We start from the raw sequence: 25,843 nt of genomic DNA on the forward strand, positions 1-25,843 counted from the left end.
ATCATGGCTTCAGAAAATATGACGCCGCAGGATTACATAGGTCACCATCTGAATAACCTTCAGCTGGACCTGCGTACATTCTCGCTGGTGGATCCACATAACCCCCCGGCCACCTTCTGGACGATCAACATCGACTCCATGTTCTTCTCGGTGGTTTTGGGTCTTCTGTTCCTGGCCATGTTCCGCAGCGTTGCTAAAAAAGCGACCAGCGGTGTTCCAGGGAAATTCCAGACGTTCGTTGAGATGATCATCGGCTTCGTCCATGGCAGCGTGAAAGATATGTACCATGGTAAGAGCAAGCTGATTGCTCCGCTGGCCCTGACCGTGTTCGTTTGGGTCTTCCTGATGAACCTGATGGACCTGCTGCCAATTGACCTGCTGCCGTTCATCGGCGAGCACATCTTCGGCCTGCCTGCGCTGCGTGTGGTACCGTCCGCGGACGTGAACATCACCCTGTCGATGGCGCTGGGCGTGTTTATCCTGATTCTTTTCTACAGCATCAAAATGAAAGGCGTAAGCGGCTTTGTGAAAGAGCTTACCTTGCAGCCGTTCAACCACTGGGCGTTTATTCCGGTCAACCTGATCCTGGAAGGCGTTAGCCTGCTGTCCAAACCTGTTTCACTGGGTCTGCGACTGTTCGGCAACATGTATGCGGGTGAGCTGATTTTCATTCTGATCGCGGGTCTTCTGCCGTGGTGGTCACAGTGGATTCTTAATGTGCCGTGGGCCATTTTCCACATCCTGATCATTACGCTGCAAGCCTTTATCTTCATGGTTCTGACGATCGTCTATCTGTCGATGGCGTCTGAAGAGCACTGATTTTTTACCAACACTACTACGTTTTAATTGAAACAAACTGGAGACTGTCATGGAAAACCTGAATATGGATCTGCTGTACATGGCTGCCGCTGTGATGATGGGTCTGGCGGCTATCGGTGCTGCGATCGGTATCGGCATCCTCGGAGGTAAATTCCTGGAAGGCGCAGCGCGTCAACCTGATCTGATTCCTCTGCTGCGTACTCAGTTCTTTATCGTTATGGGTCTGGTGGATGCAATCCCAATGATCGCTGTAGGTCTGGGTCTGTACGTGATGTTTGCTGTCGCGTAGTAGTTGTTTTAAAACCCCAAGCCACAGAAATTTAAGAGGTATTGTGCTGTGAACATGAACGCAACAATCCTCGGCCAGGCCATCGCGTTTATTCTCTTTGTCTGGTTCTGCATGAAGTATGTATGGCCGCCTTTAATGGCTGCCATCGAAAAACGTCAGAAAGAAATTGCTGACGGTCTGGCTTCCGCAGAACGCGCTAAGAAAGATTTGGACCTTGCACAGGCCAACGCGACAGACCAGCTGAAAAAAGCGAAAGCTGAAGCTCAGGTAATCATTGAACAGGCTAACAAACGCCGTTCTCAGATCCTGGACGAAGCCAAAGCTGAAGCAGAACAGGAACGTACTAAGATCGTGACACAGGCTCAGGCTGAAATTGAAGCTGAGCGTAAACGTGCTCGTGAAGAACTGCGTAAGCAGGTTGCGATTCTGGCTGTTGCTGGCGCCGAGAAGATCATCGAACGTTCCGTGGATGAAGCTGCTAACAGCGACATCGTGGACAAACTTGTCGCTGAACTGTAAGGAGGGAGGGGCTGATGTCTGAATTTGTTACGGTAGCTCGCCCCTACGCCAAAGCAGCTTTTGACTTTGCTGTCGAACACCAAAATGTCGATCGCTGGCAGAATATGCTGGCGTTTGCCGCTGAGGTGACGAAAAACGAACAAATGGCCGAGTTGCTTTCCGGTGCGTTAGCACCTGAAACCCTCGCCGCGTCGTTTATCGCCGTGTGCGGAGAGCAACTGGATGCCAACGGCCAGAACCTGATTAAGGTGATGGCAGAAAATGGTCGTCTCCGTGTGCTCCCGGATGTTCTCGAGCAGTTTGAGCACTTACGTGCCCTTAGTGAAGCTACTGCAGAAGTCGAAGTGACTTCCGCGACTGAACTGAGTGACGAACAGCTTGCGAAAATTACCGCCGCGATGGAAAAACGTCTGTCACGCAAAGTTAAGCTGAATTGCAAAATCGATAAGTCTGTAATGGCAGGCGTAATCATCCGCTCGGGTGATATGGTCATTGATGGCAGCGTACGCGGCCGTCTTGAGCGCCTTGCAGACGTCTTGCAGTCTTAAGGGGACTGGAGCATGCAACTGAATTCCACCGAAATCAGCGAACTGATCAAGCAGCGCATTGCTCAGTTCAGTGTTGTGAGTGAAGCTCACAACGAAGGTACTATTGTTTCTGTAAGTGACGGTGTTATCCGCATCCACGGCCTGGCCGATTGTATGCAGGGTGAGATGATTTCCCTGCCGGGTAACCGTTACGCTATCGCACTGAACCTGGAGCGCGACTCCGTAGGTGCAGTTGTGATGGGTCCATACGCTGACCTCGCCGAAGGCATGAAGGTTAAGTGTACTGGCCGTATTCTGGAAGTGCCGGTTGGCCGTGGCCTGCTGGGTCGCGTTGTTAACACCCTGGGTGCGCCAATCGACGGTAAAGGTCCGGTTGAGCACGATGGCTTCTCCCCAATCGAAGTTATCGCACCGGGCGTTATCGACCGTCAGTCCGTTGATCAGCCAGTGCAGACTGGTTATAAGTCCGTTGACGCCATGATCCCAATCGGTCGTGGTCAGCGTGAACTGATCATCGGTGACCGTCAGACCGGTAAAACCGCGATGGCAATCGACGCCATCATCAACCAGCGTGACTCCGGCATCAAATGTGTGTACGTGGCCATCGGCCAGAAAGCGTCCACCATTTCTAACGTGGTTCGTAAACTGGAAGAGCACGGCGCGCTGTCTAACACCATCGTTGTTGTGGCTACCGCTTCTGAATCTGCTGCACTGCAATACCTGGCTCCATACGCCGGTTGTGCAATGGGCGAATACTTCCGTGACCGCGGCGAAGATGCGCTGATCGTATACGATGACCTGTCTAAACAGGCTGTTGCTTATCGTCAGGTTTCCCTGCTGCTCCGTCGTCCACCAGGACGTGAAGCATTCCCGGGCGACGTATTCTACCTCCACTCTCGTCTGCTGGAGCGTGCTTCCCGCGTTAACGCGGAATACGTCGAGAACTTCACCAAAGGTGAAGTGAAGGGTAAAACAGGTTCTCTGACCGCGCTGCCGATCATTGAAACCCAGGCGGGTGACGTTTCTGCGTTCGTTCCGACCAACGTAATCTCCATTACCGATGGTCAGATCTTCCTGGAAACCAACCTGTTTAACTCCGGTATTCGTCCGGCGGTTAACCCGGGTATCTCCGTATCCCGTGTGGGTGGTGCTGCTCAGACCAAGATCATCAAGAAACTGTCCGGTGGTATCCGTACCGCGCTGGCACAGTATCGTGAACTGGCTGCGTTCTCTCAGTTCGCATCCGATCTGGACGAAGCAACCCGTAAACAGCTGAGCCACGGTCAGAAAGTGACCGAACTGCTGAAGCAGAAACAGTACGCTCCAATGTCTGTTGCTCAGCAGGGCCTGGTACTGTTCGCGGCTGAACGCGGTTACCTCGAAGATGTGGAACTGGCGAAAATCGGTAGCTTCGAAGCCGCTCTGCTGGCTTACGTCGACCGTGATCACGCTCCGCTGATGCAAGAGATCAACCAGACCGGTGGCTATAACGACGAAATCGAAGGCAAGCTGAAAGCTATCCTCGATTCCTTCAAAGCAACCCAATCCTGGTAATCGTCCGGCGGCTTGTCTCAGGGCAAGCCGCCTGGCATTGAGGAGAAGCTCATGGCCGGCGCAAAAGAGATACGTAGTAAGATCGCAAGCGTCCAGAACACGCAAAAGATCACTAAAGCGATGGAGATGGTCGCCGCTTCCAAAATGCGTAAATCGCAGGATCGCATGGCGGCCAGCCGTCCTTATGCAGAGACCATGCGCAAAGTGATTGGTCACCTTGCAAACGGTAATCTGGAATATAAGCACCCTTACCTGGAAGAACGCGACGTTAAGCGCGTGGGCTACCTGGTGGTGTCGACTGACCGTGGTCTGTGTGGCGGCTTGAACATTAACCTGTTCAAAAAACTGCTGGCGGATATGAAAGGCTGGTCTGATAAAGGCGTTCAGTGCGATCTGGCACTGATTGGCTCTAAAGGCGTCTCTTTCTTTAACTCCGTTGGTGGCAACATTGTCGCTCAGGTGACCGGTATGGGTGATAACCCGTCCCTGTCTGAACTGATCGGCCCGGTTAAAGTGATGTTGCAGGCCTACGATGAAGGCCGCCTGGACAGACTGTACGTTGTCAGCAACAAATTCATTAACACCATGTCTCAGGTTCCAACGCTCACTCAGATGCTGCCGTTACCGGCATCAGAAGATGACGAGCTGAAGCAGAAAGCCTGGGATTACCTGTATGAACCCGATCCGAAACCGCTGCTGGATACCCTGCTGCGTCGTTACGTTGAATCTCAGGTTTATCAGGGCGTTGTAGAAAACCTGGCCAGCGAGCAGGCCGCACGAATGGTGGCGATGAAAGCCGCGACCGATAATGGCGGCAGCCTGATTAAAGAGCTGCAGTTGGTTTACAACAAAGCTCGTCAGGCCAGCATTACTCAGGAACTCACCGAGATCGTCTCGGGGGCCGCCGCGGTTTAACCAGGTTTACGAATTACGTAGAGGATTCAAGATGGCTACTGGAAAGATTGTCCAGGTAATCGGCGCCGTGGTGGACGTCGAGTTCCCTCAGGACGCCGTACCACGCGTGTACGACGCGCTTGAGGTACAGAATGGTAACGAGAGCCTGGTGCTGGAAGTTCAGCAGCAGCTCGGCGGCGGTATCGTGCGTACCATCGCGATGGGTTCTTCCGACGGTCTGCGTCGTGGTCTGGAAGTTAAAGACCTTGAGCATCCGATCGAAGTCCCGGTAGGTAAAGCAACACTGGGTCGTATCATGAACGTATTGGGTCAGCCAATCGACATGAAGGGCGACATCGGTGAAGAAGAGCGTTGGGCTATCCACCGCGCGGCACCTTCCTACGAAGAGCTGTCCAGCTCTCAGGAACTGCTGGAAACCGGTATCAAAGTTATCGACCTGATGTGTCCGTTTGCGAAGGGCGGTAAAGTTGGTCTGTTCGGTGGTGCGGGTGTAGGTAAAACCGTAAACATGATGGAGCTGATCCGTAACATCGCGATCGAGCACTCCGGTTACTCCGTGTTTGCGGGTGTAGGTGAACGTACTCGTGAGGGTAACGACTTCTACCACGAAATGACCGACTCCAACGTTCTGGACAAAGTATCCCTGGTTTACGGCCAGATGAACGAGCCACCAGGAAACCGTCTGCGCGTTGCGCTGACTGGCCTGACGATGGCTGAGAAATTCCGTGACGAAGGCCGTGACGTTCTGCTGTTCGTTGATAACATCTATCGTTACACCCTGGCCGGTACGGAAGTATCTGCACTGCTGGGTCGTATGCCTTCAGCGGTAGGCTACCAGCCGACCCTGGCGGAAGAGATGGGTGTTCTTCAGGAACGTATCACCTCTACCAAAACCGGTTCTATCACCTCCGTTCAGGCGGTATACGTACCTGCGGATGACTTGACTGACCCATCTCCAGCAACCACCTTTGCGCACTTAGACGCAACCGTGGTACTGAGCCGTCAGATCGCGTCTCTGGGTATCTACCCGGCCGTTGACCCGCTGGACTCCACCAGTCGTCAGCTGGATCCACTGGTTGTTGGTCAGGAACACTACGACACCGCGCGTGGCGTACAGTCCCTGCTGCAGCGTTACCAGGAACTGAAAGACATCATCGCCATCCTGGGTATGGATGAACTGTCTGAAGAAGACAAACTGGTGGTAGCACGTGCGCGTAAGATCCAGCGCTTCCTGTCCCAGCCGTTCTTCGTTGCGGAAGTATTCACCGGTTCTCCGGGTAAATACGTTTCCCTGAAAGACACCATCCGTGGCTTTAAAGGCATCATGGAAGGCGAATACGATCACCTGCCAGAGCAGGCGTTCTACATGGTTGGTTCCATCGAAGAAGCCGTGGAAAAAGCCAAAAAACTTTAACGCCTTAATCGGAGGGTGATATGGCAATGACTTACCACCTGGACGTCGTCAGCGCAGAGCAACAAATGTTCTCTGGTCTGGTCGAGAAAATCCAGGTAACGGGTAGTGAAGGTGAACTGGGTATTTTCCCGGGTCACGCACCGCTGCTCACCGCCATTAAGCCTGGTATGATCCGCATCGTTAAACAGTTCGGTCACGAAGAGTTTATCTATCTGTCCGGCGGCATTCTTGAAGTGCAGCCTGGCAGTGTGACCGTTCTGGCCGATACCGCTATTCGTGGCCAGGATCTCGACGAAGCGCGAGCCCTGGAATCGAAGCGTAAGGCTGAAGAGCACATTAGCAGCTCTCATGGTGACGTGGATTACGCTCAGGCGTCTGCGGAGCTGGCCAAAGCGATCGCGAAACTGCGCGTTATCGAGTTGACCAAAAAAGCGATGTAACACCGGCTTGAAAAGCACAAAAGCCAGTCTGGATACCAGGCTGGCTTTTTTTTTCATCCTTAATTCATGATGAAAAAGATGTAGAATTTTAGGCATCAAACGTTTTTACTTCTCACTCAAACTACCGTCAGGATGCGTATGTCAAACAGTGCGATGAGCGTGGTGATCCTTGCCGCAGGCAAAGGTACCCGCATGTATTCCGATCTGCCTAAGGTGCTCCACACGCTGGCAGGAAAGCCAATGGTGAAGCATGTTATTGATGCAGCGAATGAACTGGGCGCCCGTCAGGTCCACCTGGTCTACGGCCACGGTGGCGATCTGCTTAAAAAGACGCTGAGCGATGACAAGCTCAACTGGGTGCTTCAGGCCGAACAGCTGGGCACAGGCCATGCGATGCAGCAGGCTGCCCCTTTCTTTGCGGATGACGAAGACATCCTGATGCTCTACGGCGATGTTCCGCTGATCTCCGTTGAAACGCTGACTCGCTTGCGTGCTGCCAAACCGCAGGGCGGCATTGGTTTGTTGACCGTCGTGCTGGACGATCCAAGCGGTTATGGCCGTATCACCCGTGAAAACGGCAACGTCACGGGTATTGTTGAGCATAAAGATGCCAGCGACGAACAGCGTCAGATTCAGGAGATCAACACTGGTATCCTGATTGCCAATGGCGCGGACATGAAGCGCTGGCTATCGCAGCTCAACAACCACAACGCGCAGGGTGAGTACTACATCACCGACATCATTGCGATGGCGTACCAGGAAGGACGTGAGATTGCGGCGGTTCATCCGGCGCGTATTAGCGAAACCGAAGGGGTGAATAACCGTCTTCAGCTTTCCCGCCTGGAGCGCGTGTATCAGTCAGAACATGCCGAAAAACTGCTGCTGGCGGGCGTGATGCTGCGCGATCCGGCGCGTTTCGATCTGCGCGGCACCGTGTCTCACGGGCGCGACGTTGAGATCGATACTAACGTTATCCTTGAAGGCAACGTTACGCTGGGTAACCGCGTCAAAATTGGCGCCGGCTGCGTGATTAAAAACAGCGTCATCGGTGACGACTGCGAAATCAGCCCGTACAGCGTGGTGGAAGATGCCCGTCTGGATGCCGCCTGTACCATCGGCCCGTTTGCGCGTCTGCGCCCGGGCGCTGAGCTGCTGGAAGGCGCGCACGTGGGCAACTTTGTGGAAATGAAAAAAGCGCGTCTGGGTAAAGGCTCGAAAGCCGGTCATTTGACCTATCTGGGCGACGCGGAGATTGGCGACAATGTGAACATTGGTGCAGGGACCATTACCTGTAACTATGACGGTGCCAATAAGTTTAAAACCATTATCGGTGATGATGTGTTTGTCGGTTCCGATACACAGCTGGTGGCACCGGTTACCGTGGGTAACGGGGTAACGATTGCCGCCGGAACAACCGTTACGCGCGATATCGCCGATAACGAGCTGGTATTAAGCCGTGTGCCGCAGGTACACAAGCAGGGCTGGAAACGCCCGGTGAAGAAGAAGTAACAACAATATACACCCCTCACCCTGACCCTCTCCCCATAGGGGAGAGGGGAATTGAAAGGTGCGGTGTTTTTCTCCCTCGCCCCTTTGGGGAGAGGGCTGGGGTGAGGGGATAACATAATCCTCCCCCCACAGGCAGTACCCATAAAAATAACCCCACTCTCTACAAGGCTCGGGGCGCCCGGAAAGGGCAAATACAGGTCAGCGACAACGCAGGCATAATGCCTAAATTCGGAATCTAAAATATGTGTGGAATTGTTGGCGCAGTTGCGCAGCGTGATATTGCTGAAATCCTTCTCGAAGGTTTACGTCGTCTGGAATACCGTGGTTACGACTCTGCCGGTCTGGCTGTCGTGGATGCAGAAGGGCACATGACCCGCCTGCGTCGCCTCGGTAAAGTGCAGATGCTGGCTCAGGCCGCGGAAGAGCATCCGCTGCACGGTGGTACCGGTATCGCGCACACCCGTTGGGCGACGCACGGCGAACCGTCTGAAGGTAACGCGCACCCGCATGTGTCTGAACACATTGTGGTGGTGCACAACGGCATTATCGAAAACCACGAACCGCTGCGCGAAGAACTGAAAGCGCGCGGCTATACCTTCGTCTCTGAAACTGACACCGAAGTGATTGCTCACCTGGTGCACTGGGAGCTGGCACAGGGCGGTACGCTGCGTGATGCGGTGCTGCGCGCTATCCCTCAGCTGCGCGGTGCGTACGGTACGGTGATCATGGACTCACGCGATCCATCCACGCTGCTGGCAGCGCGTTCCGGTAGCCCGATGGTTATCGGTCTGGGCATGGGTGAAAACTTTATCGCCTCCGATCAGCTGGCACTCCTGCCGGTCACCCGTCGCTTTATCTTCCTGGAAGAGGGGGATATTGCGGAAGTGACTCGCCGCAGCGTGACCGTCTTCGACACCAAAGGCGAGCAGGTGAAGCGTCAGGAGATCGAATCGAATCTGCAGTACGACGCGGGCGACAAAGGCGCTTACCGTCACTACATGCAGAAAGAGATCTACGAGCAGCCAAACGCCATCAAAAACACCCTAACCGGGCGCATCAGCCACGGTGAAGTCGATCTGAGCGAGCTGGGGGCAAACGCGAACGAACTGCTCGGCAAGGTCGAGCATATTCAGATCGTGGCCTGCGGCACCTCCTACAACTCCGGTATGGTCTCTCGCTACTGGTTTGAATCCCTGGCGGGCGTGCCGTGCGACGTGGAAATCGCGTCTGAGTTCCGCTATCGCAAGTCTGCGGTGCGTCGCAACAGCCTGATGATCACACTTTCTCAGTCCGGCGAAACGGCGGATACGCTGGCAGCGCTGCGTCTGTCTAAAGAACTGGGTTACCTGGGCTCGCTGGCCATCTGTAACGTCCCTGGCTCATCCCTGGTGCGTGAATCCGATCTGGCGCTGATGACGAAAGCGGGCACCGAAATCGGCGTAGCTTCCACCAAAGCGTTTACCACTCAGCTGACCGTTCTGCTGATGCTGGTGGCGAAGCTGGCGCGTCTGAAAGGCGAAGATGCTTCCGTTGAGCATGACATTGTTCACGGCCTGCAGGCGCTGCCGAGCCGTATTGAGCAGATGCTGTCTCAGGACAAACGCATTGAAGCGCTGGCGGAAGATTTCTCTGACAAACATCACGCTCTGTTCCTGGGGCGTGGCGATCAGTATCCAATTGCGCTGGAAGGCGCGCTGAAGCTGAAAGAGATCTCCTACATCCACGCAGAAGCCTACGCGGCAGGCGAGCTGAAACACGGCCCGCTGGCGCTGATTGACGCGGATATGCCGGTCATCGTTGTGGCACCGAACAACGAACTGCTGGAAAAACTGAAGTCTAACATCGAAGAAGTTCGCGCCCGCGGCGGCGTTCTGTACGTCTTCGCCGACAAAGATGCCGGTTTTGTCAGCAACGACAACATGCACATCATTGAGATGCCGCACGTGGAAGAGGTGATTGCACCGATCTTCTACACCGTTCCGCTGCAGCTGCTGGCCTATCACGTGGCGCTGATCAAAGGCACCGACGTTGACCAGCCGCGTAACCTGGCGAAATCCGTTACCGTAGAATAATCCCTCCAGGCTCCACTATCAGGTGGAGCCTTTTTTAATGACAATCTGTCATTTTCAGCTATTTTTTCAGTGTCACATAAAGAAAATATTACTGAAACCCTGCCGTCATGTTCTAAGTTAACTTATTGATAAATATATATAGTTTTCTTTTTCTTTAAGTGAAATTTCCATTGTCATAAAACTGTCATAATTCGTACATTTATCTGTCACCTGTTTGTCCTATTTTGCTCATCGTAGCCACTTAAACAATGATTTACGAAATCCTTGCAGGAGACATTATGAAAGTTATGCGTACCACTGTCGCAACTGTTGTCGCCGCGACCTTATCTCTGAGCGCTTTCTCTGCTTTTGCAGCGGCAAGCCTGACTGGCGCTGGTGCAACCTTCCCTGCGCCGGTGTATGCCAAATGGGCGGATACCTACCAGAAGGAAACCGGTAATAAGGTTAACTATCAGGGTATCGGCTCCTCCGGTGGCGTAAAACAAATTACCGCGAATACCGTTGATTTCGGCGCATCAGACGCTCCGCTGTCTGACGAGAAACTGAATCAGGAAGGCCTGTTCCAGTTCCCAACCGTGATCGGCGGTGTTGTGCTGGCTGTTAACATCCCTGGCCTGAAATCAGGCGAGCTGGTGCTGGACGGCAAAACCCTGGGCGACATCTACCTGGGCAAAATCAAAAAATGGGATGACGAAGCCATCACTAAACTGAACCCGGGCGTTAAGCTGCCTTCGCAGAATATCGCCGTGGTTCGCCGCGCGGATGGTTCCGGTACCTCTTTCGTCTTCACAAGCTACCTGGCGAAAGTGAACGAAGAGTGGAAATCTAAAGTCGGTTCCGGCTCTACCGTTAACTGGCCAACCGGTCTGGGCGGAAAAGGTAACGACGGTATCGCCGCGTTCGTACAGCGTCTGCCTGGCTCTATCGGCTACGTAGAGTACGCCTACGCTAAGCAGAACAACCTGGCTTACACCAAACTGGTTTCTGCTGACGGCAAACCGGTAAGCCCGACCGAAGAGAACTTCGCTAACGCCGCGAAAGGCGCTGACTGGAGCAAATCCTTTGCGCAGGATCTGACTAACCAGAAAGGCGAAGGCGCGTGGCCAATCACCTCCACGACCTTCATCCTGGTTCACAAAGAGCAGAAGAAACCTGAGCAGGGTGCTGAGGTGCTGAAGTTCTTCGACTGGGCATACAAAAACGGCGGCAAGCAGGCTAACGATCTGGATTACGCCAGCCTGCCGGACAGCGTGGTTGAGCAGGTCCGTGCTGCATGGAAAACCAACGTGAAAGACAGCAGCGGTAAAGCGCTGTACTAACAGGATATTTTTGACGAAGATGGCGGGTGGCGCTCACGCTTACCCGCCCTACGGTTCATCCTGTAGGCCCGGTAAGCGCCAGCGCCACCGGGCATATTCGTAAGACGTTTCATAAAGAAGAGTAATTTATGGCTGCAACCAAGCCTGCATTTAACCCTCCGGGTAAAAAAGGTGACATGATTTTCGGCGCGCTGGTCAAACTGGCTGCGCTGATTGTGCTATTGCTGCTGGGCGGCATTATCGTGTCTCTGATTTTCTCCTCCTGGCCGAGCATTCAGAAATTCGGTTTCTCCTTCCTGTGGACCAAAGAGTGGGACGCGCCGAACGACATCTACGGTGCGCTGGTGCCGATTTACGGTACGCTGGTGACCTCGTTCATCGCCCTGCTGATTGCGGTTCCGGTAAGCTTCGGTATTGCGCTGTTCCTGACGGAACTGGCGCCGGGCTGGCTGCGTCGCCCGCTGGGTATTGCCATTGAACTGCTGGCGGCCATCCCAAGTATCGTATACGGCATGTGGGGTCTGTTTATCTTTGCGCCGCTGTTTGCCACGTACTTCCAGGAACCGGTGGGTAATGTTCTCTCAGCCGTTCCGTTTGTGGGAGCCCTGTTCTCTGGCCCGGCATTCGGTATCGGTATTCTGGCGGCAGGGGTGATCCTCGCCATTATGATTATTCCGTACATTGCGGCGGTGATGCGCGATGTTTTCGAACAAACCCCGGTGATGATGAAAGAGTCGGCCTACGGCATCGGCTGTACCACCTGGGAAGTTATCTGGCGCATTGTCCTTCCGTTCACCAAAAATGGGGTGATCGGTGGCGTGATGCTGGGCTTAGGTCGCGCGCTGGGTGAAACCATGGCAGTCACCTTTATCATCGGTAACACCTACCAGCTCGACAGCGCCTCACTCTATATGCCGGGTAACAGCATTACTTCCGCGCTGGCGAACGAGTTTGCCGAAGCGGAATCCGGGCTGCACGTCGCAGCGCTGATGGAACTGGGCCTGATTCTGTTCGTTATCACCTTCATTGTTCTGGCGATTTCCAAGCTGATGATCCTGCGTCTCGCGAAAAATGAGGGGGCACGCTGATGGCAACTCTCGAAATGCAAAGCACCGCTCAGCTTGCGGAATCCCGCCGCAAAATGCAGGCGAAGCGTCGTTTCAAAAACCGCATTGCTCTGACGCTCTCCATGGCAACGATGGCATTCGGCCTGTTCTGGCTGATCTGGATCCTGATGTCCACCATCACCCGTGGTATTGATGGCATGTCTCTGGCGCTGTTCACCGAGATGACGCCGCCGCCAAATACGGCGGGTGGTGGTCTGGCAAACGCCCTGGCGGGCAGTGGCCTGCTGATCCTGTGGGCGACGGTCTTCGGTACGCCGCTGGGCATTATGGCCGGTATCTATCTGGCGGAGTACGGGCGTAAATCCTGGCTGGCAGAGGTGATTCGCTTCATTAACGACATCCTGCTTTCAGCTCCGTCGATTGTCGTGGGCCTGTTTGTTTACACCATCGTGGTTGCGCAAATGGAACACTTCTCCGGCTGGGCGGGCGTGATTGCGCTGGCGCTGCTGCAGGTGCCTATCGTCATTCGTACCACCGAAAACATGCTGAAACTGGTGCCGGACAGCCTGCGTGAAGCGGCTTACGCGCTGGGTACGCCGAAATGGAAAATGATTTCTGCGATTACGCTGAAAGCGTCGGTCTCCGGGATCATGACAGGTATTCTGCTGGCTATCGCCCGTATCGCCGGTGAAACGGCACCGCTGCTGTTTACTGCCCTCTCCAACCAGTTCTGGAGTACGGACATGATGCAGCCGATCGCCAACCTGCCGGTGACGATCTTTAAATTTGCGATGAGTCCATTCGCGGAATGGCAGCAGCTGGCCTGGGCCGGGGTGCTGATCATCACCCTTTGCGTACTGTTGCTGAACATTCTGGCGCGCGTCATTTTCGCGAAGAAGAAACACGGTTAATTTTTTACGGCGCGGCAGATCGCGGCGCCGAATGAGGAAATGAGTCAATGAGTATGGTTGATACTGCCCCGGGTAAGATTCAGGTTCGTGATTTGAACTTCTACTACGGCAAATTCCATGCCCTGAAGAATATCAACCTGGATATTGCGAAGAACCAGGTCACGGCATTCATCGGTCCGTCCGGCTGCGGTAAATCCACGCTGCTGCGTACCTTTAACAAAATGTATTCGCTCTATCCGGAGCAGCGCGCTGAAGGTGAAATTATCCTGGATGGCGAAAACATTCTGACCCAGGCCCAGGATATCGCCCTGCTGCGCGCCAAAGTGGGGATGGTGTTCCAGAAACCAACGCCGTTCCCGATGTCCATCTATGACAACATCGCGTTTGGCGTTCGTCTGTTTGAGAAGCTCTCCCGTGCCGATATGGACGAGCGCGTGCAGTGGGCATTGACCAAGGCCGCATTATGGAACGAAACCAAAGATAAGTTGCACCAGAGCGGGTACTCTCTCTCCGGTGGTCAGCAGCAGCGTCTGTGTATTGCGCGTGGTATCGCCATTCGTCCGGAAGTATTGCTGCTGGATGAGCCGTGCTCGGCGCTGGACCCGATCTCAACCGGTCGTATTGAAGAGCTGATCACCGAGCTGAAGCAGGATTACACCGTGGTTATCGTGACCCATAACATGCAGCAGGCTGCACGTTGTTCCGATCACACGGCGTTTATGTACCTGGGCGAGCTGATTGAGTTCAGCGATACGGATGCGCTGTTCACCCGGCCCGCGAAGAAACAAACTGAAGATTATATTACTGGCCGCTACGGTTGATTTGCCTTAGTGCATGTGGAGAAACCATGGACAACCTCAATCTTAATAAACACATTTCCGGCCAGTTCAACGCAGAGCTGGAAAGCATCCGCACGCAGGTAATGACCATGGGTGGCATGGTCGAGCAGCAGCTTTCTGATGCGATTACGGCGATGCACAACCAGGATAGCGAGCTGGCGAAGCGCGTCATTGAAGGCGACAAAAACGTCAACATGATGGAAGTTGCCATCGACGAGGCCTGCGTGCGCATTATCGCGAAACGTCAGCCGACGGCGAGCGACCTGCGTCTGGTGATGGCGATCATCAAAACCATCGCCGAGCTGGAGCGTATTGGTGACGTGGCGGATAAAATCTGCCGCACCGCGCTGGAGAAATTCTCTCAGCAGCACCAGCCGCTGCTGGTGAGTCTGGAATCGCTCGGTCGTCACACCGTGCAGATGCTGCACGACGTGCTGGATGCATTCGCGCGCATGGATCTGGACGAAGCGGTGCGTATCTACCGTGAAGACAAAAAGGTCGACCAGGAGTATGAGGGCATCGTCCGTCAGCTGATGACCTACATGATGGAAGATTCACGTACGATCCCAAGCGTGCTAACTGCCCTGTTCTGCGCGCGCTCTATCGAGCGTATCGGCGACCGCTGCCAGAACATTTGCGAATACATTTTCTACTTCGTGAAAGGTCAGGACTTCCGCCACGTGGGCGGCGACGAACTGGACAAGCTGCTGGCGGGTAAAGATCCGAAAGAGTGATTTTACCCTCACCCTAACCCTCTCCCACAGGGAGAGGGGACCATTTGGTTTTCTCCCTCTCCCCTGAGGCTGAGGGTTCCCCACAAAATAATGCCAGCACGGACGACCCCCTCTCCCTTGAGGGAGAGGGCTGGGGTGAGGGGGAACATACGGCTCTGGTGGTCATTCCGTTCACTTCACGTTCCTTGCTACTCTGTGAGGACATGACCGGTGAACGTGCCAGGGCGGCTCAATCGCCACCGCCCTGGCGACCCGGGCTCCCGGCGGTAAATCGCCGCTTCGCGGTACCCTCAGCTTATTCCTTCAGGCTATCGGGTCGGGCATGAGCCTGCATCCCTGCAGGCCACGCCCTCTCGGCGCATCCGTGCGCCTCGCCCCGGCCTTACGGAAACGCTTCGGCGATTTACAGCCGGACCAGGGCATCGCTGAAAGCCTTAACTCGTTCTGAAATAAAGTTACTGCTTCTGCTTATAAATTACTGGGGATTCCTCAGCCCCTGGGGTGAGGGGAAAACTCAGCGAGTAATATCCCATCCGCGCGCCTTCCACAGTTCCGGCAACTGCGCCAGATCGGTAAAGGTCGTTACTTTTGGATGATCGATCGGCCTGTTGTGCGGATCGGCACAGAAGTAGAACACCTCCATCCCCGCATCAATCCCCGACTGCGCGCCCGCAGACGAGTCATCCACCAGAATGCAGTTTTCCACGTTGACGTTCATCGCGTTTGCCGCATGGAACATCAGCGCCGGATCTGGCTTCCAGCGCTGGATATCGTAGCCGCTGAACAGTTTTTCCGAGAAATGGTGCAGCATCTCAAGCTTGCCGAGGGAGTGCTGCATTTTGCTGACCGGGCCGTTGGAGACCACACAAATCGGCACCGTCATCGCATCCAGCAGCGCGTTTGCACCGGCAATGACCTCCAGCTCAGAATCGAACAGGCGTGCGACCTCGGCGCGGTACACCGGTTCCAGATCCGCTTTTGCCAGACTGACACCGTGTTCTTTGTTAATGATGTCGATAATCTCGTAGAGCTTTACGCCCTTAAAGCGTTTGAACACCTCTTCGAGTTCCAGCGTAATGCCAAATTCCTGGAACATGGTGACATACGCGCGGGAACAAATGACCTCACTGTCGACCAGCGTACCGTCGCAGTCGAAAAATACCGCTTCAATTCCGGACATGCCTTTCCCTTTTAACAAGTTTAACGTTTTCGTACGGCAGTTCGCCGGGACGCAATCGTTGCCGTATAAGCAAAATCAATGAAAAAAGTATCACGTAACCGCCACTATTGTCGCATTTTGGTATAGGATAGCGACGAATTTTCCCTCCTTGTTCGGAAATTGATGATGAGTCAACAACACACTACCCAGACATCTGGTCAGGGTCTGCTTGAGCGCGTGTTTAAACTGCGCGAGCACGGCACAACGGCACGCACCGAAGTGATCGCCGGTTTCACCACCTTCCTGACGATGGTCTATATCGTTTTTGTGAACCCGCAAATTTTGGGCGTCGCTGGCATGGACACCAGCGCCGTCTTTGTAACCACCTGTCTGATTGCGGCGCTTGGCAGCATCCTGATGGGCGTGTTCGCTAACCTGCCGGTTGCGCTGGCACCGGCAATGGGCCTGAATGCGTTCTTCGCGTTCGTGGTGGTTCAGGCGATGGGTCTGCCGTGGCAGGTTGGCATGGGTGCCATCTTCTGGGGCGCTATTGGCCTGCTGCTGCTGACCATTTTCCGCGTGCGTTACTGGATGATTGCGAACATTCCTGTGAGCCTGCGCGTGGGTATCACCAGCGGTATCGGTCTGTTCATCGGCATGATGGGACTGAAAAACGCCGGTGTGATCGTGGCGAACCCTGAAACGCTGGTAAGCATCGGCAATCTGACCTCTCATAACGTGCTGCTGGGCGTGCTGGGCTTCTTTATCATCGCGATCCTGGCCTCCCGCAACATTCATGCGGCGGTGCTGGTGTCCATCGTGGTGACCACCCTGCTGGGCTGGATGCTGGGTGACGTTCACTATAACGGTATCGTCTCTGCGCCTCCGAGCGTCTCTACCGTGATTGGCCATGTTGATCTGGCGGGCTCCCTGAACCTGGGCCTGGCGGGCGTGATCTTCTCCTTCATGCTGGTCAACCTGTTTGACTCCTCCGGTACGCTGATTGGCGTGACTGACAAAGCGGGTCTGGCGGACGAGAAAGGCAAATTCCCGCGCATGAAGCAGGCGCTGTATGTGGATAGTATCTCTTCCGTGGCGGGTTCTTTCATTGGCACCTCGTCTGTTACCGCTTACATTGAATCCTCTTCCGGCGTCTCCGTGGGCGGCCGTACCGGCCTGACGGCGGTGGTGGTAGGTATCCTGTTCCTGCTGGTGATTTTCCTCTCTCCGCTGGCGGGTATGGTTCCACCGTATGCGGCAGCCGGCGCACTGATTTACGTGGGTGTGCTGATGACGTCGAGTCTGGCGCGCGTGAAGTGGGAAGATTTAACCGAAGCGGTGCCGGCCTTTATTACCGCCGTGATGATGCCGTTCAGCTTCTCTATCACCGAAGGTATCGCGCTGGGCTTTATCTCTTACTGCGTAATGAAGATCGGTACCGGCCGCTTCCGCGACCTCAGCCCATGCGTGATTGTCGTGGCGCTGCTGTTTGTGCTGAAGATTGTGTTTATCGACGCCAAATAAACAGCAAGCCCTTTTCTTCGAAAAGGGCTTTAGTGTTTGTTCCCTCTCCCACAGGGAGAGGGCCAGGGTGAGGGCATCAGGCCGCAGTGATCTTACGCCTTCACCCGCTTAATATAATCCCCAAACGCCGTTAGCTGGCCAGAGAGATGGTCACGCGTGCTCTGATCCACCACTTCACCCGTTTGCGGGTCGACCTTGTTCTGAATCACACCGCCCATAAATTCCGGTTTGTTCATCACCATCGCATCGAGGAACACCAGGATCTGGCGCAGATGGTACTGGCAGCGCGCGCCGCCAATCGCGCCCATTGAGCTGGTCTGGATCAGTACCGGTTTGCCGGACAGCGGCTGCTCCGGTAAACGAGACAGCCAGTCGATGGCGTTCTTCAGGCCACCCGGAACCGAGTAGTTATACTCCGGCGTGACAATGACCACGCCGTCGGCCTGGCGAATTTGCTCTGCCAGCGCCTCAACGCTCTGCGGGAACCCTTCTTCCTGCTGGACATCTGCATCATAAAGCGGGATATCGCCAATAGATGGCAGGGCGCTAATTTCCATACCTGCCGGGGCCAGCTGCGGCAGCGTGCGGGCAACCATTCCGTTAAATGAACCTTTGCGCAGGCTTCCCAGTAACGTAACTACTTTCAACGTATCAGACATGATTACTCCTGTTTCATCATGATGACCCTGATTGGATCAGCTATGGGTAAATGCTTTTTCTGCCGGTAAACTGGTTAAACGCATCAGGCGTGCGGCGGGCTCGTTGGCGCGCTCGGGCACATCCGGAAGGCTACTCCATCCCTCTTTGCTGTCAAATTCCCAAATCTTTAGCCGTTCGATGGCAGGGCTGACTGCAACAGACCATATCAACACATCTTCTGCATCGCTGAGCGCCTCTACAAGCGTGGCTTTAGCGGCACGCAGGCGTCCGGAGCCCGGCAACAATTGCAACAGGCTGGCATCGTCTGAAGCGCATCCGCAGAGCTTGCGAATGCTCTGGCGCAGGGTGATGAGCTGGGCTCGGGCTTCAACAGGATCGTTCTGGTTGCGTACCCACAGCTTTTCATTGCTGGAAAGCGGGTAGTCATCGTGCGGGCTTGCGCCGTGGAAGCCCCGCGTCGCACGCTGAAGTTCCATATCCAGACCGCAATCGCCTTCGGTGGTCAGCGCCACGCCAATGATATTCCCCGTATAGGCAATAGAAAAACGGGGGAGTTCCGGGTCGGCAAAGACCGGTCGGCCTTCTGGTTGCGTGACGATCTCGGGCAGTTCGCTGGTGCCGTACAGCATAAACAGCATTTCTGCGAGAAGCGCTCTGGAGGCTAAAAACCGCGTCCTGCGGTGTTCGGGGAGTTTGAGTGCCTCACTGTGACAGGCTGAAGAGAGTCTTGCCGATACGAGACGTCCTTCTGTAAGTATCCCTCTTGCAAAGTGCGTTGCCATTTTTCGCTCCTTGATAATGGTCGTAATCGGTTAAACGGTTACATGATTATCGCTTAACTTGACTCCTGTTTTAATCAGTAAATAGGAGTAAAAGAAGCCTGAGGGCCGAACTTTACATTTTCTTAGGCAAAAATTGGATCGCTGCCACCGTACAACGCCTTGATGGTCTCCCGCAGCCAGAGAATTTTCGGATTATGGCTGTTCCGTTTATGCCAGATTAGCGTGAAGGGAACGGTCAGCTTTTCAGCCTGCGCTTCGTCAATGGGAATAGGAAGCGCGATCAGCTTCCGCTGGTGGAGTTCATTGTAGTGTCGACAGTAGTGGGGAGCCGTGGCGATATAGTTATGGCCGGGCTGTGCCGCCATAAACATCGACTGCTCAAAGCCCGGCAAACACATGGCAATGTTTCTCTCCCGCCCCATCTCTTTTAGCACCTCATCCAGCGCCCAGGTGTCGCTCCGTTCCCAGAAGATACTGATATGGGGATAGCGCAGGAAGGTCTCCAGATTCCACTCCTCCTGCAGAGCGGGATGGTCCTCGCGTAAATAGACGCAAGGGCGGTCGCTAAACAGGATTTCGTAGTCGATAAACCACGGCATCAGCTTCAGCAGTTCACGCGAGCGCGGGTGCGTTTCACGACCGGTGAAGCCAACGTCCACTTCCCCGCGCGTAATGGCGTCCAGTGAGTCGTAATCCCAGTGACGCACCTTCACCGTCGCCTGCGGATAACGCTGATTGACCTGCTCCAGCAGGGTGTTAAAGCGGATGAGCATCAGCGGCGTTTCGGCGGCCAGCACGAACGTTAGCCCGCCTGGCGAATCATGGTGGAATTTGTCGAGGATCTGGTTGCCGATTTGCATCCAGTCGGCCAGATCCTGCTCCAGGCTGACCGTCAGCGGGGTGGGCAGCAGCCCTAACGGCGTTTTGACAAACAGCGGGTCGTCAAACCAGTCGCGCAGCTTGGCCAGCGATTTGCTCACCGCCGACGGCGTCACGTTCATCCGCTTCGCAGCTTTGGTGACGCTGCGCTCCTGCAGCAAAAGCTGCAGGCAAAGCAACAGGTTAAGATCGAGACTGCTGATGGGCTTCTTCATAGTGTGCCGCGGGCCGGATGACCATAAGTAAGGTGATGCAGACCATGCTACAGGCAATCAGAATCCCGATCAGCATATTGAGCGCGTTAAGTCCGATGACTGCCGCCAGCCATATCCACAGCGACGAGCCGCAGACCTGTGCGATCCCCAGCACCGAGCTTGCCACGCCTGCCCGCAGCGAGAACGGGCCGAGCGCCTGACTCATCGCCACGCCAAAGCCAACCGAGAACCCGGCACAGATGAGGGTAATGCCCACCAGCATCACCGCATGTGAGCTGGTGGTCGCCAGGATCGCGCCTGCGGCGAGGAATAAAACCTGTGAGGTCAGCATCAATGTACGCTGGCTGAAAACATTTAGCGCAAACGGCGTCGAAAACGAAACGGCCATACTAACCATCGCGGTTAATGCCATCACCGTTGAATACTCACCGCGATCGAAACCCATGGTCTCCATCAGCAACACCGGGGAAACGTTTACATACGTCAGGATCACCGCCACGCTTAAGGTCGTCACAGCCAGACGGCTGAGGAAAAAGCGGTTGAGAAGCTTCTCTGCCGGATGAATGGTTGCGGTATGGCTGGAATTCTGCGAGCCCGGGTGGGTCTCTTTCAGCACGGCGATCGACAGGATAAACACCAGCGTGCCCATGGCCGCCATGGTCCAGAACAGGCTCTGCCACGGGAATTTCAGCATGATCAGATAGCCCACGACCGGAGCCAGCACCGGGATGATGCAGGTAATGCCGTTCAGCATCGAAAGCACTTTAGCGCGGCGCTGGGCGCTTAAGGTGTCGCGCAAAATCGCAAACGCCACCACGTAGCAGCCACCGGCACCAATGCCCTGGATGAACCGTCCTGCCAGGAACATGGTGCTGTTCTGCGCCTGTGAGCAGAGAAGAGAGGCCAGGGCAAAGATGATGGCACCGGTAATCGCGACGGGCTGACGGCCTGCCTTATCCGCAATTTTCCCGGCAAAGACCATCGATGACGCCATCCCCGCGAGGTAGGCCGAAAACGCGATGTGCAGCTGCGCTTCGCTGGCGCCCAGATCGCGTGCGATGTGCGGTAATCCCACCAGATACATATCAATGCCGGACGGATAAAGAAGAACTAATGCGAAACTACAAAACAGAAAACGCGCCATAAACCCCCCATAGATGCAGGCATGCAGGATAGGGGGTGAAAAGGAATTAGGCGAGTTGCCATTTGGACAATGGTGATTTCCTGAGAGGAAATCACCATTGATTAGCGGGAACTATTTACCAATACAGAAGCTCGAGAAGATCCTTCCCAGCAGATCGTCCGACGTAAACTCCCCGGTGATCTCGCTCAGATTCTGCTGCGCCAGACGCAGCTCTTCCGCCAGCAGCTCGCCCGCCCACGCGCCGATCAGCTGCGCTTTCCCCTGAACAAGGTGGTTCGCCGCCTCTTCCAGCGCCTGCAGGTGACGACGACGCGCCAGGAAGCCGCCTTCCATGCTGGTATCAAAGCCCATGCTCTGCTTGAGATGGTTGCGCAGGTCGTCCACGCCTTCACCCGTACGCGCCGACAGGCGAATCAGTGAGTGACCATTCACATCGCTGATACCCAGCGTTTCGCCGGTAACATCTGCTTTGTTACGCACCACGGTGATCGGCAGTTTGGCTGGCAGACGGGCGATAAAGTCCGGCCAGATCTCCGCCGGGTCAACGGCGTCGGTCGTGGTGCCGTCGACCATAAACAGTACGCGGTCGGCCTGCTCGATCTCCTGCCAGGCGCGTTCGATACCGATGCGTTCCACTTCATCGCTGGCATCGCGCAGACCCGCGGTATCAATGATATGCAGCGGCATCCCGTCGATGTGGATATGCTCGCGCAGCACGTCGCGGGTGGTGCCGGCAATGTCGGTCACGATCGCCGCTTCACGGCCCGCCAGGGCGTTCAACAGGCTCGATTTCCCGGCGTTAGGGCGACCAGCAATGACCACCTTCATCCCTTCACGCAGCAGGCTGCCCTGGCGCGCTTCGGCACGCACGGCGTCGAGATCGTTCATCACCTGGTTGAGCTGGGCTTCGATTTTACCGTCAGAGAGGAAGTCGATTTCCTCGTCCGGGAAATCGATAGCCGCCTCCACGTAGATCCTGAGGTGAGTAAGTGCTTCCACAAGATGATTTACGCGTGCGGAGAATGCCCCCTGCAGCGAGTTAAGCGCGGAGCGTGCCGCCTGTTCCGAACTGGCGTCGATCAGGTCTGCAATCGCTTCTGCTTGCGCCAGGTCGAGCTTGTCGTTGAGGAAAGCACGTTCGGAGAACTCGCCTGGCTTCGCAATGCGCAGGCCTGGCAGGGTCAGAATACGTCTTAACAGCAGGTCGAGGATAACCGGGCCACCGTGGCCCTGCAGCTCCAGCACGTCTTCGCCGGTGAAGGAGTTCGGGCCGGGGAACCACAGCGCAATGCCCTGGTCCAGCGGCGTGCCGTCGGCATCTTTAAACGGCAGGTAATCAGCGTAGCGCGGCTTTGGCAGTTTACCCAGCACCGCTTCGGCCACCTCGCGCGCCTTCAGGCCGGAGATACGCAGAATGCCTACACCACCGCGTCCCGGTGGGGTTGCCTGGGCGACGATAGTGTCGTTATGGCTCATGGTTGGTCTCGTTCAATACAAATAAAAAAGGCGGTCAATCGACCGCCCTTATTTTAGCGTTAACTTACCGAATCAGGACTTTTTCTTTTCGCGGCTATGCAGGCCACGTTTTTCCAGACCACGGTAAATCAGCTGCTGCTGGATGATGGTCACCAGGTTGCTGACGATATAGTACAGCACCAGACCTGACGGGAACCACAGGAAGAACACGGTGAAGATGACCGGCATAAAGGTCATGATCTTCTGCTGCATCGGGTCGGTCACGGTGGTCGGCGACATCTTCTGGATGAAGAACATCGTCACGCCCATCAGGATCGGCAGGATGTAGTACGGGTCCTGTGCGGACAGGTCATGGATCCACAGGGCGAACGGCGCGTGGCGCAGCTCAACGGAACCCATCAGCATGTAGTACAGCGCAAGGAAGATTGGCATCTGAATCAGCAGCGGGAAGCAACCACCCAACGGGTTCACTTTCTCTGCTTTATACAGGGCCATCATTTCCTGGCTCTGACGCTGTTTGTCATCGCCCAGACGCTCACGCATCGCCTGAATCTTCGGCTGCAGCATGCGCATCTTCGCCATGGAGGTGTACTGCGCTTTGGTCAGCGGGTACATGATGCCACGAACGATGAAGGTGATAACGATGATGGAGAAGCCCCAGTTACCCAGGAAGCTGTGGATGAACTTCAGCAGCTTAAACAGCGGCTGAGAGATGAACCACAACCAGCCGTAATCCACGGTCAGATCCAGGTGCGGCGCGACGGCTGCCATTTTGTCCTGGATTTCCGGACCGACCCACAGGGTGCTTGCCAGCTTACCGGTTTGACCCGGCTGAACCAGAACCGGCTGTGATTTATAGCCGATGGCTGCAATACCGTTGCCCAGGTTCGCGGTGTAGAAGTTATTGGTACCGTCGTTATTTGGGATCCATGCCGTTGCGAAATACTGTTGCAGCATTGCTACCCAACCGCCTTTGGAGCTGACGTTCAGGTTTTCGTTATCGGCAATGGTGTCGAATTTGTATTTCTCGTACTTCGCGTCAGGCGTGGAGTACGCCGCGCCACGGAAGGTATGCAGCGCAAAGTTGCTGCTTCCGGTGTCACGGTGAGAAGGCAGATTGATGGACTGCTTCAGCTGACCGAAGGTAGACAGTTCCAGCGGTTTCGCACCGGCGTTCTGTACGCTGTAGCCCACGTTCACCGCATACTCACCGCGTTTCAGAGTGAAGGTTTTGGTGAAGGTGTTGCCTGCCGCGTCGGTGTAGGTCATCGGGATAACGAGTTCGTTCTGGCCGTCAGCCAGCACAAAGGTGTCGTTGTCGACGTTATACAGTGGACGCGCGCCGTTAGCCGGGTTATCCGGGCCATCACGACCGGTCAGGCCGCTCTGCGCCTGATACAGGAACTCCGGTGTGGTTTCCAGTAACTGGAACGGTTCGTTAGACTTCAGCTCTTTCGGGTAGGTCAACAGCAGCGCCTGCTCAACATCACCACCACGGGTGTTGATAGTCAGCTCAAGCACATCGGTCTTAACCGTAATCTGTTTCCCCTGGCCACTGGCCGGTACGCCCTGGTCGGCGGCGCTACCCGCTGCGGTGGTCGTAGTCTGCGTGGTCTGCTGCTGGGGTTGAGGATTTTTATCCTGCTCCCATGCCTGCCAGATCATGAAAGACACGAACAACAAAGCGATGATAAGAAGATTGCGTTGCGAATCCATCGTTAGTGTTCTCTGGTATCAAAAGGTCCTGGGGGGACGGGGTCGTCTCCACCGGGGTGTAAAGGGTGGCATTTTAATACGCGTTTCACCGTCAACCAACTGCCTTTTATCACTCCAAACCTGCGCAATGCCTCAATTCCGTAGCTTGAGCATGTTGGTGTGAAACGGCAGTGCGGCCCGAGTAGCGGACTAATCAGGCGTTGATAGACCCGAATGAGGGCTATCAGGACCCGTGAGCCAGGCGACAGTGGCGGCGCCATAATTTTTCCAACGCTTCCGAGAGAGCACGGTTATCGAGGTCGGCAACCCCCTTTTTAGCCACCACCACGAAATCCATAGAAGGCAGTTCGTGCTGACGTAAACGGAAGCTTTCACGCGTCAGACGTTTAATCCGGTTGCGTTCATGCGCACGCTTAACGTTTTTCTTAGCGACTGTGAGACCGATGCGGGGATGCCCCAGCGAATTTTGGCGGCCGAGGATGGTGATTTGCGGCGTGCCAGCCCGTTGTGGCTGCTGGAAGACGAAAGTGAAATGAGTGGGAGTTAACAAACGTAACTCCCTGGGAAATGCTAGCTTAACCACTCAGGGGTTAGCTTTATTACTTGGAAACGGTCAGACGAGCGCGGCCTTTAGCACGACGACGTGCCAGAACCTGACGACCATTTTTAGTAGCCATACGAGCACGGAAGCCGTGAGAACGGTTGCGCTTCAGTACAGACGGTTGAAAAGTGCGTTTCATGGCGATTTCTACCTAAACTTGAAAAAATTCATGACTTTTGCGGATGCCCGACCGAGTTTCGAATGACGGACGCCGAAGCCGTGGGTGATTAAAGAGGCCGGATTGTAATAATTGTACACTCCGGAGTCAATTCTCTTTCCTTATTTCCCGCGTATTTCCGCACGATTTCGCGTGGAAAATGAGCAGCGGACGACGCAGGAAGATGAGCATCACGCGCCGGGTCGAGGATTATACGGCCTCGCCAACAAAGCGCAAGGATCGTCCCGGATCTTCGTTAGATCATTTAAGCAATAAATTGTCGTTGCTCATTAAATTTTCCAATATGCGGGCTAAATCGCGGGGCACTCGCGCCAGGATCGTTTACACTTACCCGGTTTCGGATCTTCCTGTGGATAAATCGGGAAGAATCTGTGAGAAACAGAAGATCTCTGGCTCAGTTTACGCTATGATCCGCGGTCCCGATCGGGATCCCAGGATCCTGGTCAGGATAAATTGCAGATAGCAATTCGCACGTCCCCCTTTACACAGGGTCATGTCGATGTGCGCCAACAATCATGAATATTCAATAGTTTTCTTTTATTGTTCGAGTGGAGTCCGCC

The 25,843-nt window shown here is 55.0% G+C and carries 26 protein-coding genes; 16 read left to right on the forward strand and 10 right to left on the reverse strand.

From position 1 onward, the window contains the following. The first annotated feature begins 3 nt into the window (after positions 1 to 3). From atpB to phoU, 15 genes are all read left to right on the forward strand, one after another. Positions 4 to 819: a F0F1 ATP synthase subunit A gene (atpB, locus tag HBM95_22805; GenBank protein ID NIH45724.1), complete on the forward strand. Its 816-nt coding sequence runs from the start codon at positions 4 to 6 to the stop codon at positions 817 to 819. A 49-nt stretch (positions 820 to 868) separates the two neighbouring features. Continuing rightward, on the forward strand, positions 869 to 1,108 hold the full coding sequence (atpE, locus tag HBM95_22810) for a F0F1 ATP synthase subunit C (GenBank protein NIH45725.1): 240 nt from the start codon (positions 869 to 871) through the stop codon (positions 1,106 to 1,108). A gap of 48 nt (positions 1,109 to 1,156) precedes the next feature. Further along, the gene (atpF, locus tag HBM95_22815) at positions 1,157 to 1,627 is read left to right on the forward strand and encodes a F0F1 ATP synthase subunit B (protein ID NIH45726.1); all 471 of its coding nucleotides are present in this window, start codon (positions 1,157 to 1,159) and stop codon (positions 1,625 to 1,627) included. A gap of 14 nt (positions 1,628 to 1,641) precedes the next feature. Further along, positions 1,642 to 2,175, forward strand: a complete 534-nt coding sequence (atpH, locus tag HBM95_22820; GenBank protein ID NIH45727.1) for a F0F1 ATP synthase subunit delta — start codon at positions 1,642 to 1,644, stop codon at positions 2,173 to 2,175. Positions 2,176 to 2,187: 12 nt separating this feature from the next. Continuing rightward, complete coding sequence (atpA, locus tag HBM95_22825; GenBank protein NIH45728.1) at positions 2,188 to 3,729, forward strand: F0F1 ATP synthase subunit alpha; 1,542 nt, start codon at positions 2,188 to 2,190, stop codon at positions 3,727 to 3,729. Between the two features lie 51 nt (positions 3,730 to 3,780). Further along, positions 3,781 to 4,644, forward strand: a complete 864-nt coding sequence (atpG, locus tag HBM95_22830; GenBank protein NIH45729.1) for a F0F1 ATP synthase subunit gamma — start codon at positions 3,781 to 3,783, stop codon at positions 4,642 to 4,644. Between the two features lie 31 nt (positions 4,645 to 4,675). Continuing rightward, on the forward strand, positions 4,676 to 6,058 hold the full coding sequence (gene atpD / locus HBM95_22835; GenBank protein NIH45730.1) for a F0F1 ATP synthase subunit beta: 1,383 nt from the start codon (positions 4,676 to 4,678) through the stop codon (positions 6,056 to 6,058). 20 nt (positions 6,059 to 6,078) lie between these two features. Then, a complete protein-coding gene (gene atpC / locus HBM95_22840) occupies positions 6,079 to 6,498 on the forward strand; it encodes a F0F1 ATP synthase subunit epsilon (protein ID NIH45731.1) in 420 nt (139 codons plus the stop codon). 138 nt (positions 6,499 to 6,636) lie between these two features. Continuing rightward, positions 6,637 to 8,007, forward strand: a complete 1,371-nt coding sequence (gene glmU, locus HBM95_22845; GenBank protein ID NIH45732.1) for a bifunctional UDP-N-acetylglucosamine diphosphorylase/glucosamine-1-phosphate N-acetyltransferase GlmU — start codon at positions 6,637 to 6,639, stop codon at positions 8,005 to 8,007. Positions 8,008 to 8,249: 242 nt separating this feature from the next. Then, positions 8,250 to 10,079 carry a glutamine--fructose-6-phosphate transaminase (isomerizing) gene (gene glmS / locus HBM95_22850; GenBank protein ID NIH45733.1) on the forward strand — a complete coding sequence of 610 codons (1,830 nt, stop codon included), beginning with the start codon at positions 8,250 to 8,252 and terminating at the stop codon, positions 10,077 to 10,079. Positions 10,080 to 10,357: 278 nt separating this feature from the next. Then, positions 10,358 to 11,398 (forward strand): phosphate ABC transporter substrate-binding protein PstS, encoded by a 1,041-nt coding sequence (pstS, locus tag HBM95_22855; protein ID NIH45734.1) that lies wholly within the window; start codon positions 10,358 to 10,360, stop codon positions 11,396 to 11,398. Positions 11,399 to 11,526: 128 nt separating this feature from the next. Further along, the gene (gene pstC / locus HBM95_22860; protein ID NIH45735.1) at positions 11,527 to 12,486 is read left to right on the forward strand and encodes a phosphate ABC transporter permease PstC; all 960 of its coding nucleotides are present in this window, start codon (positions 11,527 to 11,529) and stop codon (positions 12,484 to 12,486) included. Beyond that, positions 12,486 to 13,376, forward strand: a complete 891-nt coding sequence (gene pstA / locus HBM95_22865) for a phosphate ABC transporter permease PstA (GenBank protein ID NIH45736.1) — start codon at positions 12,486 to 12,488, stop codon at positions 13,374 to 13,376. The genes pstC and pstA overlap by 1 nt, the downstream gene beginning before the upstream one ends. A gap of 47 nt (positions 13,377 to 13,423) precedes the next feature. Next, complete coding sequence (pstB, locus tag HBM95_22870; GenBank protein ID NIH45737.1) at positions 13,424 to 14,197, forward strand: phosphate ABC transporter ATP-binding protein PstB; 774 nt, start codon at positions 13,424 to 13,426, stop codon at positions 14,195 to 14,197. 26 nt (positions 14,198 to 14,223) lie between these two features. Then, complete coding sequence (phoU, locus tag HBM95_22875; protein ID NIH45738.1) at positions 14,224 to 14,949, forward strand: phosphate signaling complex protein PhoU; 726 nt, start codon at positions 14,224 to 14,226, stop codon at positions 14,947 to 14,949. 514 nt (positions 14,950 to 15,463) lie between these two features. Here phoU and yieH read toward each other — a convergent pair. After that, positions 15,464 to 16,129, reverse strand: a complete 666-nt coding sequence (gene yieH, locus HBM95_22880; protein NIH45739.1) for a 6-phosphogluconate phosphatase — start codon at positions 16,127 to 16,129, stop codon at positions 15,464 to 15,466. Positions 16,130 to 16,294: 165 nt separating this feature from the next. Between yieH and adeP the strand changes: the two genes are divergently transcribed. Continuing rightward, positions 16,295 to 17,632: an adenine permease AdeP gene (gene adeP, locus HBM95_22885; GenBank protein NIH45740.1), complete on the forward strand. Its 1,338-nt coding sequence runs from the start codon at positions 16,295 to 16,297 to the stop codon at positions 17,630 to 17,632. A gap of 92 nt (positions 17,633 to 17,724) precedes the next feature. Here adeP and HBM95_22890 read toward each other — a convergent pair whose 3' ends face one another. From HBM95_22890 to rpmH, 9 genes are all read right to left on the reverse strand, one after another. Further along, complete coding sequence (locus HBM95_22890) at positions 17,725 to 18,291, reverse strand: NAD(P)H-dependent oxidoreductase (GenBank protein ID NIH45741.1); 567 nt, start codon at positions 18,289 to 18,291, stop codon at positions 17,725 to 17,727. Between the two features lie 36 nt (positions 18,292 to 18,327). Continuing rightward, on the reverse strand, positions 18,328 to 19,074 hold the full coding sequence (locus tag HBM95_22895; GenBank protein ID NIH45742.1) for a phosphopantetheinyl transferase: 747 nt from the start codon (positions 19,072 to 19,074) through the stop codon (positions 18,328 to 18,330). A gap of 122 nt (positions 19,075 to 19,196) precedes the next feature. Then, on the reverse strand, positions 19,197 to 20,168 hold the full coding sequence (gene yidZ, locus HBM95_22900; GenBank protein ID NIH45743.1) for an HTH-type transcriptional regulator YidZ: 972 nt from the start codon (positions 20,166 to 20,168) through the stop codon (positions 19,197 to 19,199). Further along, on the reverse strand, positions 20,137 to 21,312 hold the full coding sequence (locus HBM95_22905; protein NIH45744.1) for an MFS transporter: 1,176 nt from the start codon (positions 21,310 to 21,312) through the stop codon (positions 20,137 to 20,139). Before HBM95_22905 ends, yidZ begins: the two co-directional genes overlap by 32 nt. Before the next feature lie 111 nt (positions 21,313 to 21,423). Then, positions 21,424 to 22,788 (reverse strand): tRNA uridine-5-carboxymethylaminomethyl(34) synthesis GTPase MnmE, encoded by a 1,365-nt coding sequence (mnmE, locus tag HBM95_22910; protein ID NIH45745.1) that lies wholly within the window; start codon positions 22,786 to 22,788, stop codon positions 21,424 to 21,426. Positions 22,789 to 22,860: 72 nt separating this feature from the next. Then, positions 22,861 to 24,504 carry a membrane protein insertase YidC gene (gene yidC, locus HBM95_22915; protein NIH45746.1) on the reverse strand — a complete coding sequence of 548 codons (1,644 nt, stop codon included), beginning with the start codon at positions 24,502 to 24,504 and terminating at the stop codon, positions 22,861 to 22,863. A 2-nt stretch (positions 24,505 to 24,506) separates the two neighbouring features. Then, complete coding sequence (yidD, locus tag HBM95_22920; GenBank protein NIH45747.1) at positions 24,507 to 24,764, reverse strand: membrane protein insertion efficiency factor YidD; 258 nt, start codon at positions 24,762 to 24,764, stop codon at positions 24,507 to 24,509. Further along, positions 24,728 to 25,087, reverse strand: coding sequence for a ribonuclease P protein component (gene rnpA / locus HBM95_22925; GenBank protein ID NIH45748.1), 360 nt, complete (start codon positions 25,085 to 25,087; stop codon positions 24,728 to 24,730). The genes yidD and rnpA overlap by 37 nt, the downstream gene beginning before the upstream one ends. A gap of 16 nt (positions 25,088 to 25,103) precedes the next feature. Next, entirely contained in the window at positions 25,104 to 25,244 is a 141-nt protein-coding gene (rpmH, locus tag HBM95_22930) for a 50S ribosomal protein L34 (protein NIH45749.1), read from the reverse strand. Between the last annotated feature and the right edge of the window lie 599 nt (positions 25,245 to 25,843).

Origin of the sequence: Enterobacter asburiae (assembly GCA_011754535.1) — a bacterium.
GTDB classification, from domain to species: Bacteria; Pseudomonadota; Gammaproteobacteria; order Enterobacterales; family Enterobacteriaceae; genus Enterobacter; species Enterobacter cloacae_N.

What these genes read in the sequence shown, in the direction of transcription:
- atpB (NIH45724.1), top strand. Translation starts at nt 4, where the DNA reads ATGGCTTCAGAAAATATGACGCCGCAGGATTACATAGGTCACCATCTG.
- atpE (NIH45725.1), top strand. Translation starts at nt 869, where the DNA reads ATGGAAAACCTGAATATGGATCTGCTGTACATGGCTGCCGCTGTGATG.
- atpH (NIH45727.1), top strand. Translation starts at nt 1,642, where the DNA reads ATGTCTGAATTTGTTACGGTAGCTCGCCCCTACGCCAAAGCAGCTTTT.
- atpA (NIH45728.1), top strand. Translation starts at nt 2,188, where the DNA reads ATGCAACTGAATTCCACCGAAATCAGCGAACTGATCAAGCAGCGCATT.
- atpG (NIH45729.1), top strand. Translation starts at nt 3,781, where the DNA reads ATGGCCGGCGCAAAAGAGATACGTAGTAAGATCGCAAGCGTCCAGAAC.
- atpD (NIH45730.1), top strand. Translation starts at nt 4,676, where the DNA reads ATGGCTACTGGAAAGATTGTCCAGGTAATCGGCGCCGTGGTGGACGTC.
- atpC (NIH45731.1), top strand. Translation starts at nt 6,079, where the DNA reads ATGGCAATGACTTACCACCTGGACGTCGTCAGCGCAGAGCAACAAATG.
- glmU (NIH45732.1), top strand. Translation starts at nt 6,637, where the DNA reads ATGTCAAACAGTGCGATGAGCGTGGTGATCCTTGCCGCAGGCAAAGGT.
- glmS (NIH45733.1), top strand. Translation starts at nt 8,250, where the DNA reads ATGTGTGGAATTGTTGGCGCAGTTGCGCAGCGTGATATTGCTGAAATC.
- pstS (NIH45734.1), top strand. Translation starts at nt 10,358, where the DNA reads ATGAAAGTTATGCGTACCACTGTCGCAACTGTTGTCGCCGCGACCTTA.
- pstC (NIH45735.1), top strand. Translation starts at nt 11,527, where the DNA reads ATGGCTGCAACCAAGCCTGCATTTAACCCTCCGGGTAAAAAAGGTGAC.
- pstA (NIH45736.1), top strand. Translation starts at nt 12,486, where the DNA reads ATGGCAACTCTCGAAATGCAAAGCACCGCTCAGCTTGCGGAATCCCGC.
- pstB (NIH45737.1), top strand. Translation starts at nt 13,424, where the DNA reads ATGAGTATGGTTGATACTGCCCCGGGTAAGATTCAGGTTCGTGATTTG.
- phoU (NIH45738.1), top strand. Translation starts at nt 14,224, where the DNA reads ATGGACAACCTCAATCTTAATAAACACATTTCCGGCCAGTTCAACGCA.
- yieH (NIH45739.1), bottom strand. Translation starts at nt 16,129, where the DNA reads ATGTCCGGAATTGAAGCGGTATTTTTCGACTGCGACGGTACGCTGGTC.
- adeP (NIH45740.1), top strand. Translation starts at nt 16,295, where the DNA reads ATGAGTCAACAACACACTACCCAGACATCTGGTCAGGGTCTGCTTGAG.
- HBM95_22890 (NIH45741.1), bottom strand. Translation starts at nt 18,291, where the DNA reads ATGTCTGATACGTTGAAAGTAGTTACGTTACTGGGAAGCCTGCGCAAA.
- HBM95_22895 (NIH45742.1), bottom strand. Translation starts at nt 19,074, where the DNA reads ATGGCAACGCACTTTGCAAGAGGGATACTTACAGAAGGACGTCTCGTA.
- yidZ (NIH45743.1), bottom strand. Translation starts at nt 20,168, where the DNA reads ATGAAGAAGCCCATCAGCAGTCTCGATCTTAACCTGTTGCTTTGCCTG.
- HBM95_22905 (NIH45744.1), bottom strand. Translation starts at nt 21,312, where the DNA reads ATGGCGCGTTTTCTGTTTTGTAGTTTCGCATTAGTTCTTCTTTATCCG.
- mnmE (NIH45745.1), bottom strand. Translation starts at nt 22,788, where the DNA reads ATGAGCCATAACGACACTATCGTCGCCCAGGCAACCCCACCGGGACGC.
- yidC (NIH45746.1), bottom strand. Translation starts at nt 24,504, where the DNA reads ATGGATTCGCAACGCAATCTTCTTATCATCGCTTTGTTGTTCGTGTCT.
- yidD (NIH45747.1), bottom strand. Translation starts at nt 24,764, where the DNA reads ATGGCGCCGCCACTGTCGCCTGGCTCACGGGTCCTGATAGCCCTCATT.
- rpmH (NIH45749.1), bottom strand. Translation starts at nt 25,244, where the DNA reads ATGAAACGCACTTTTCAACCGTCTGTACTGAAGCGCAACCGTTCTCAC.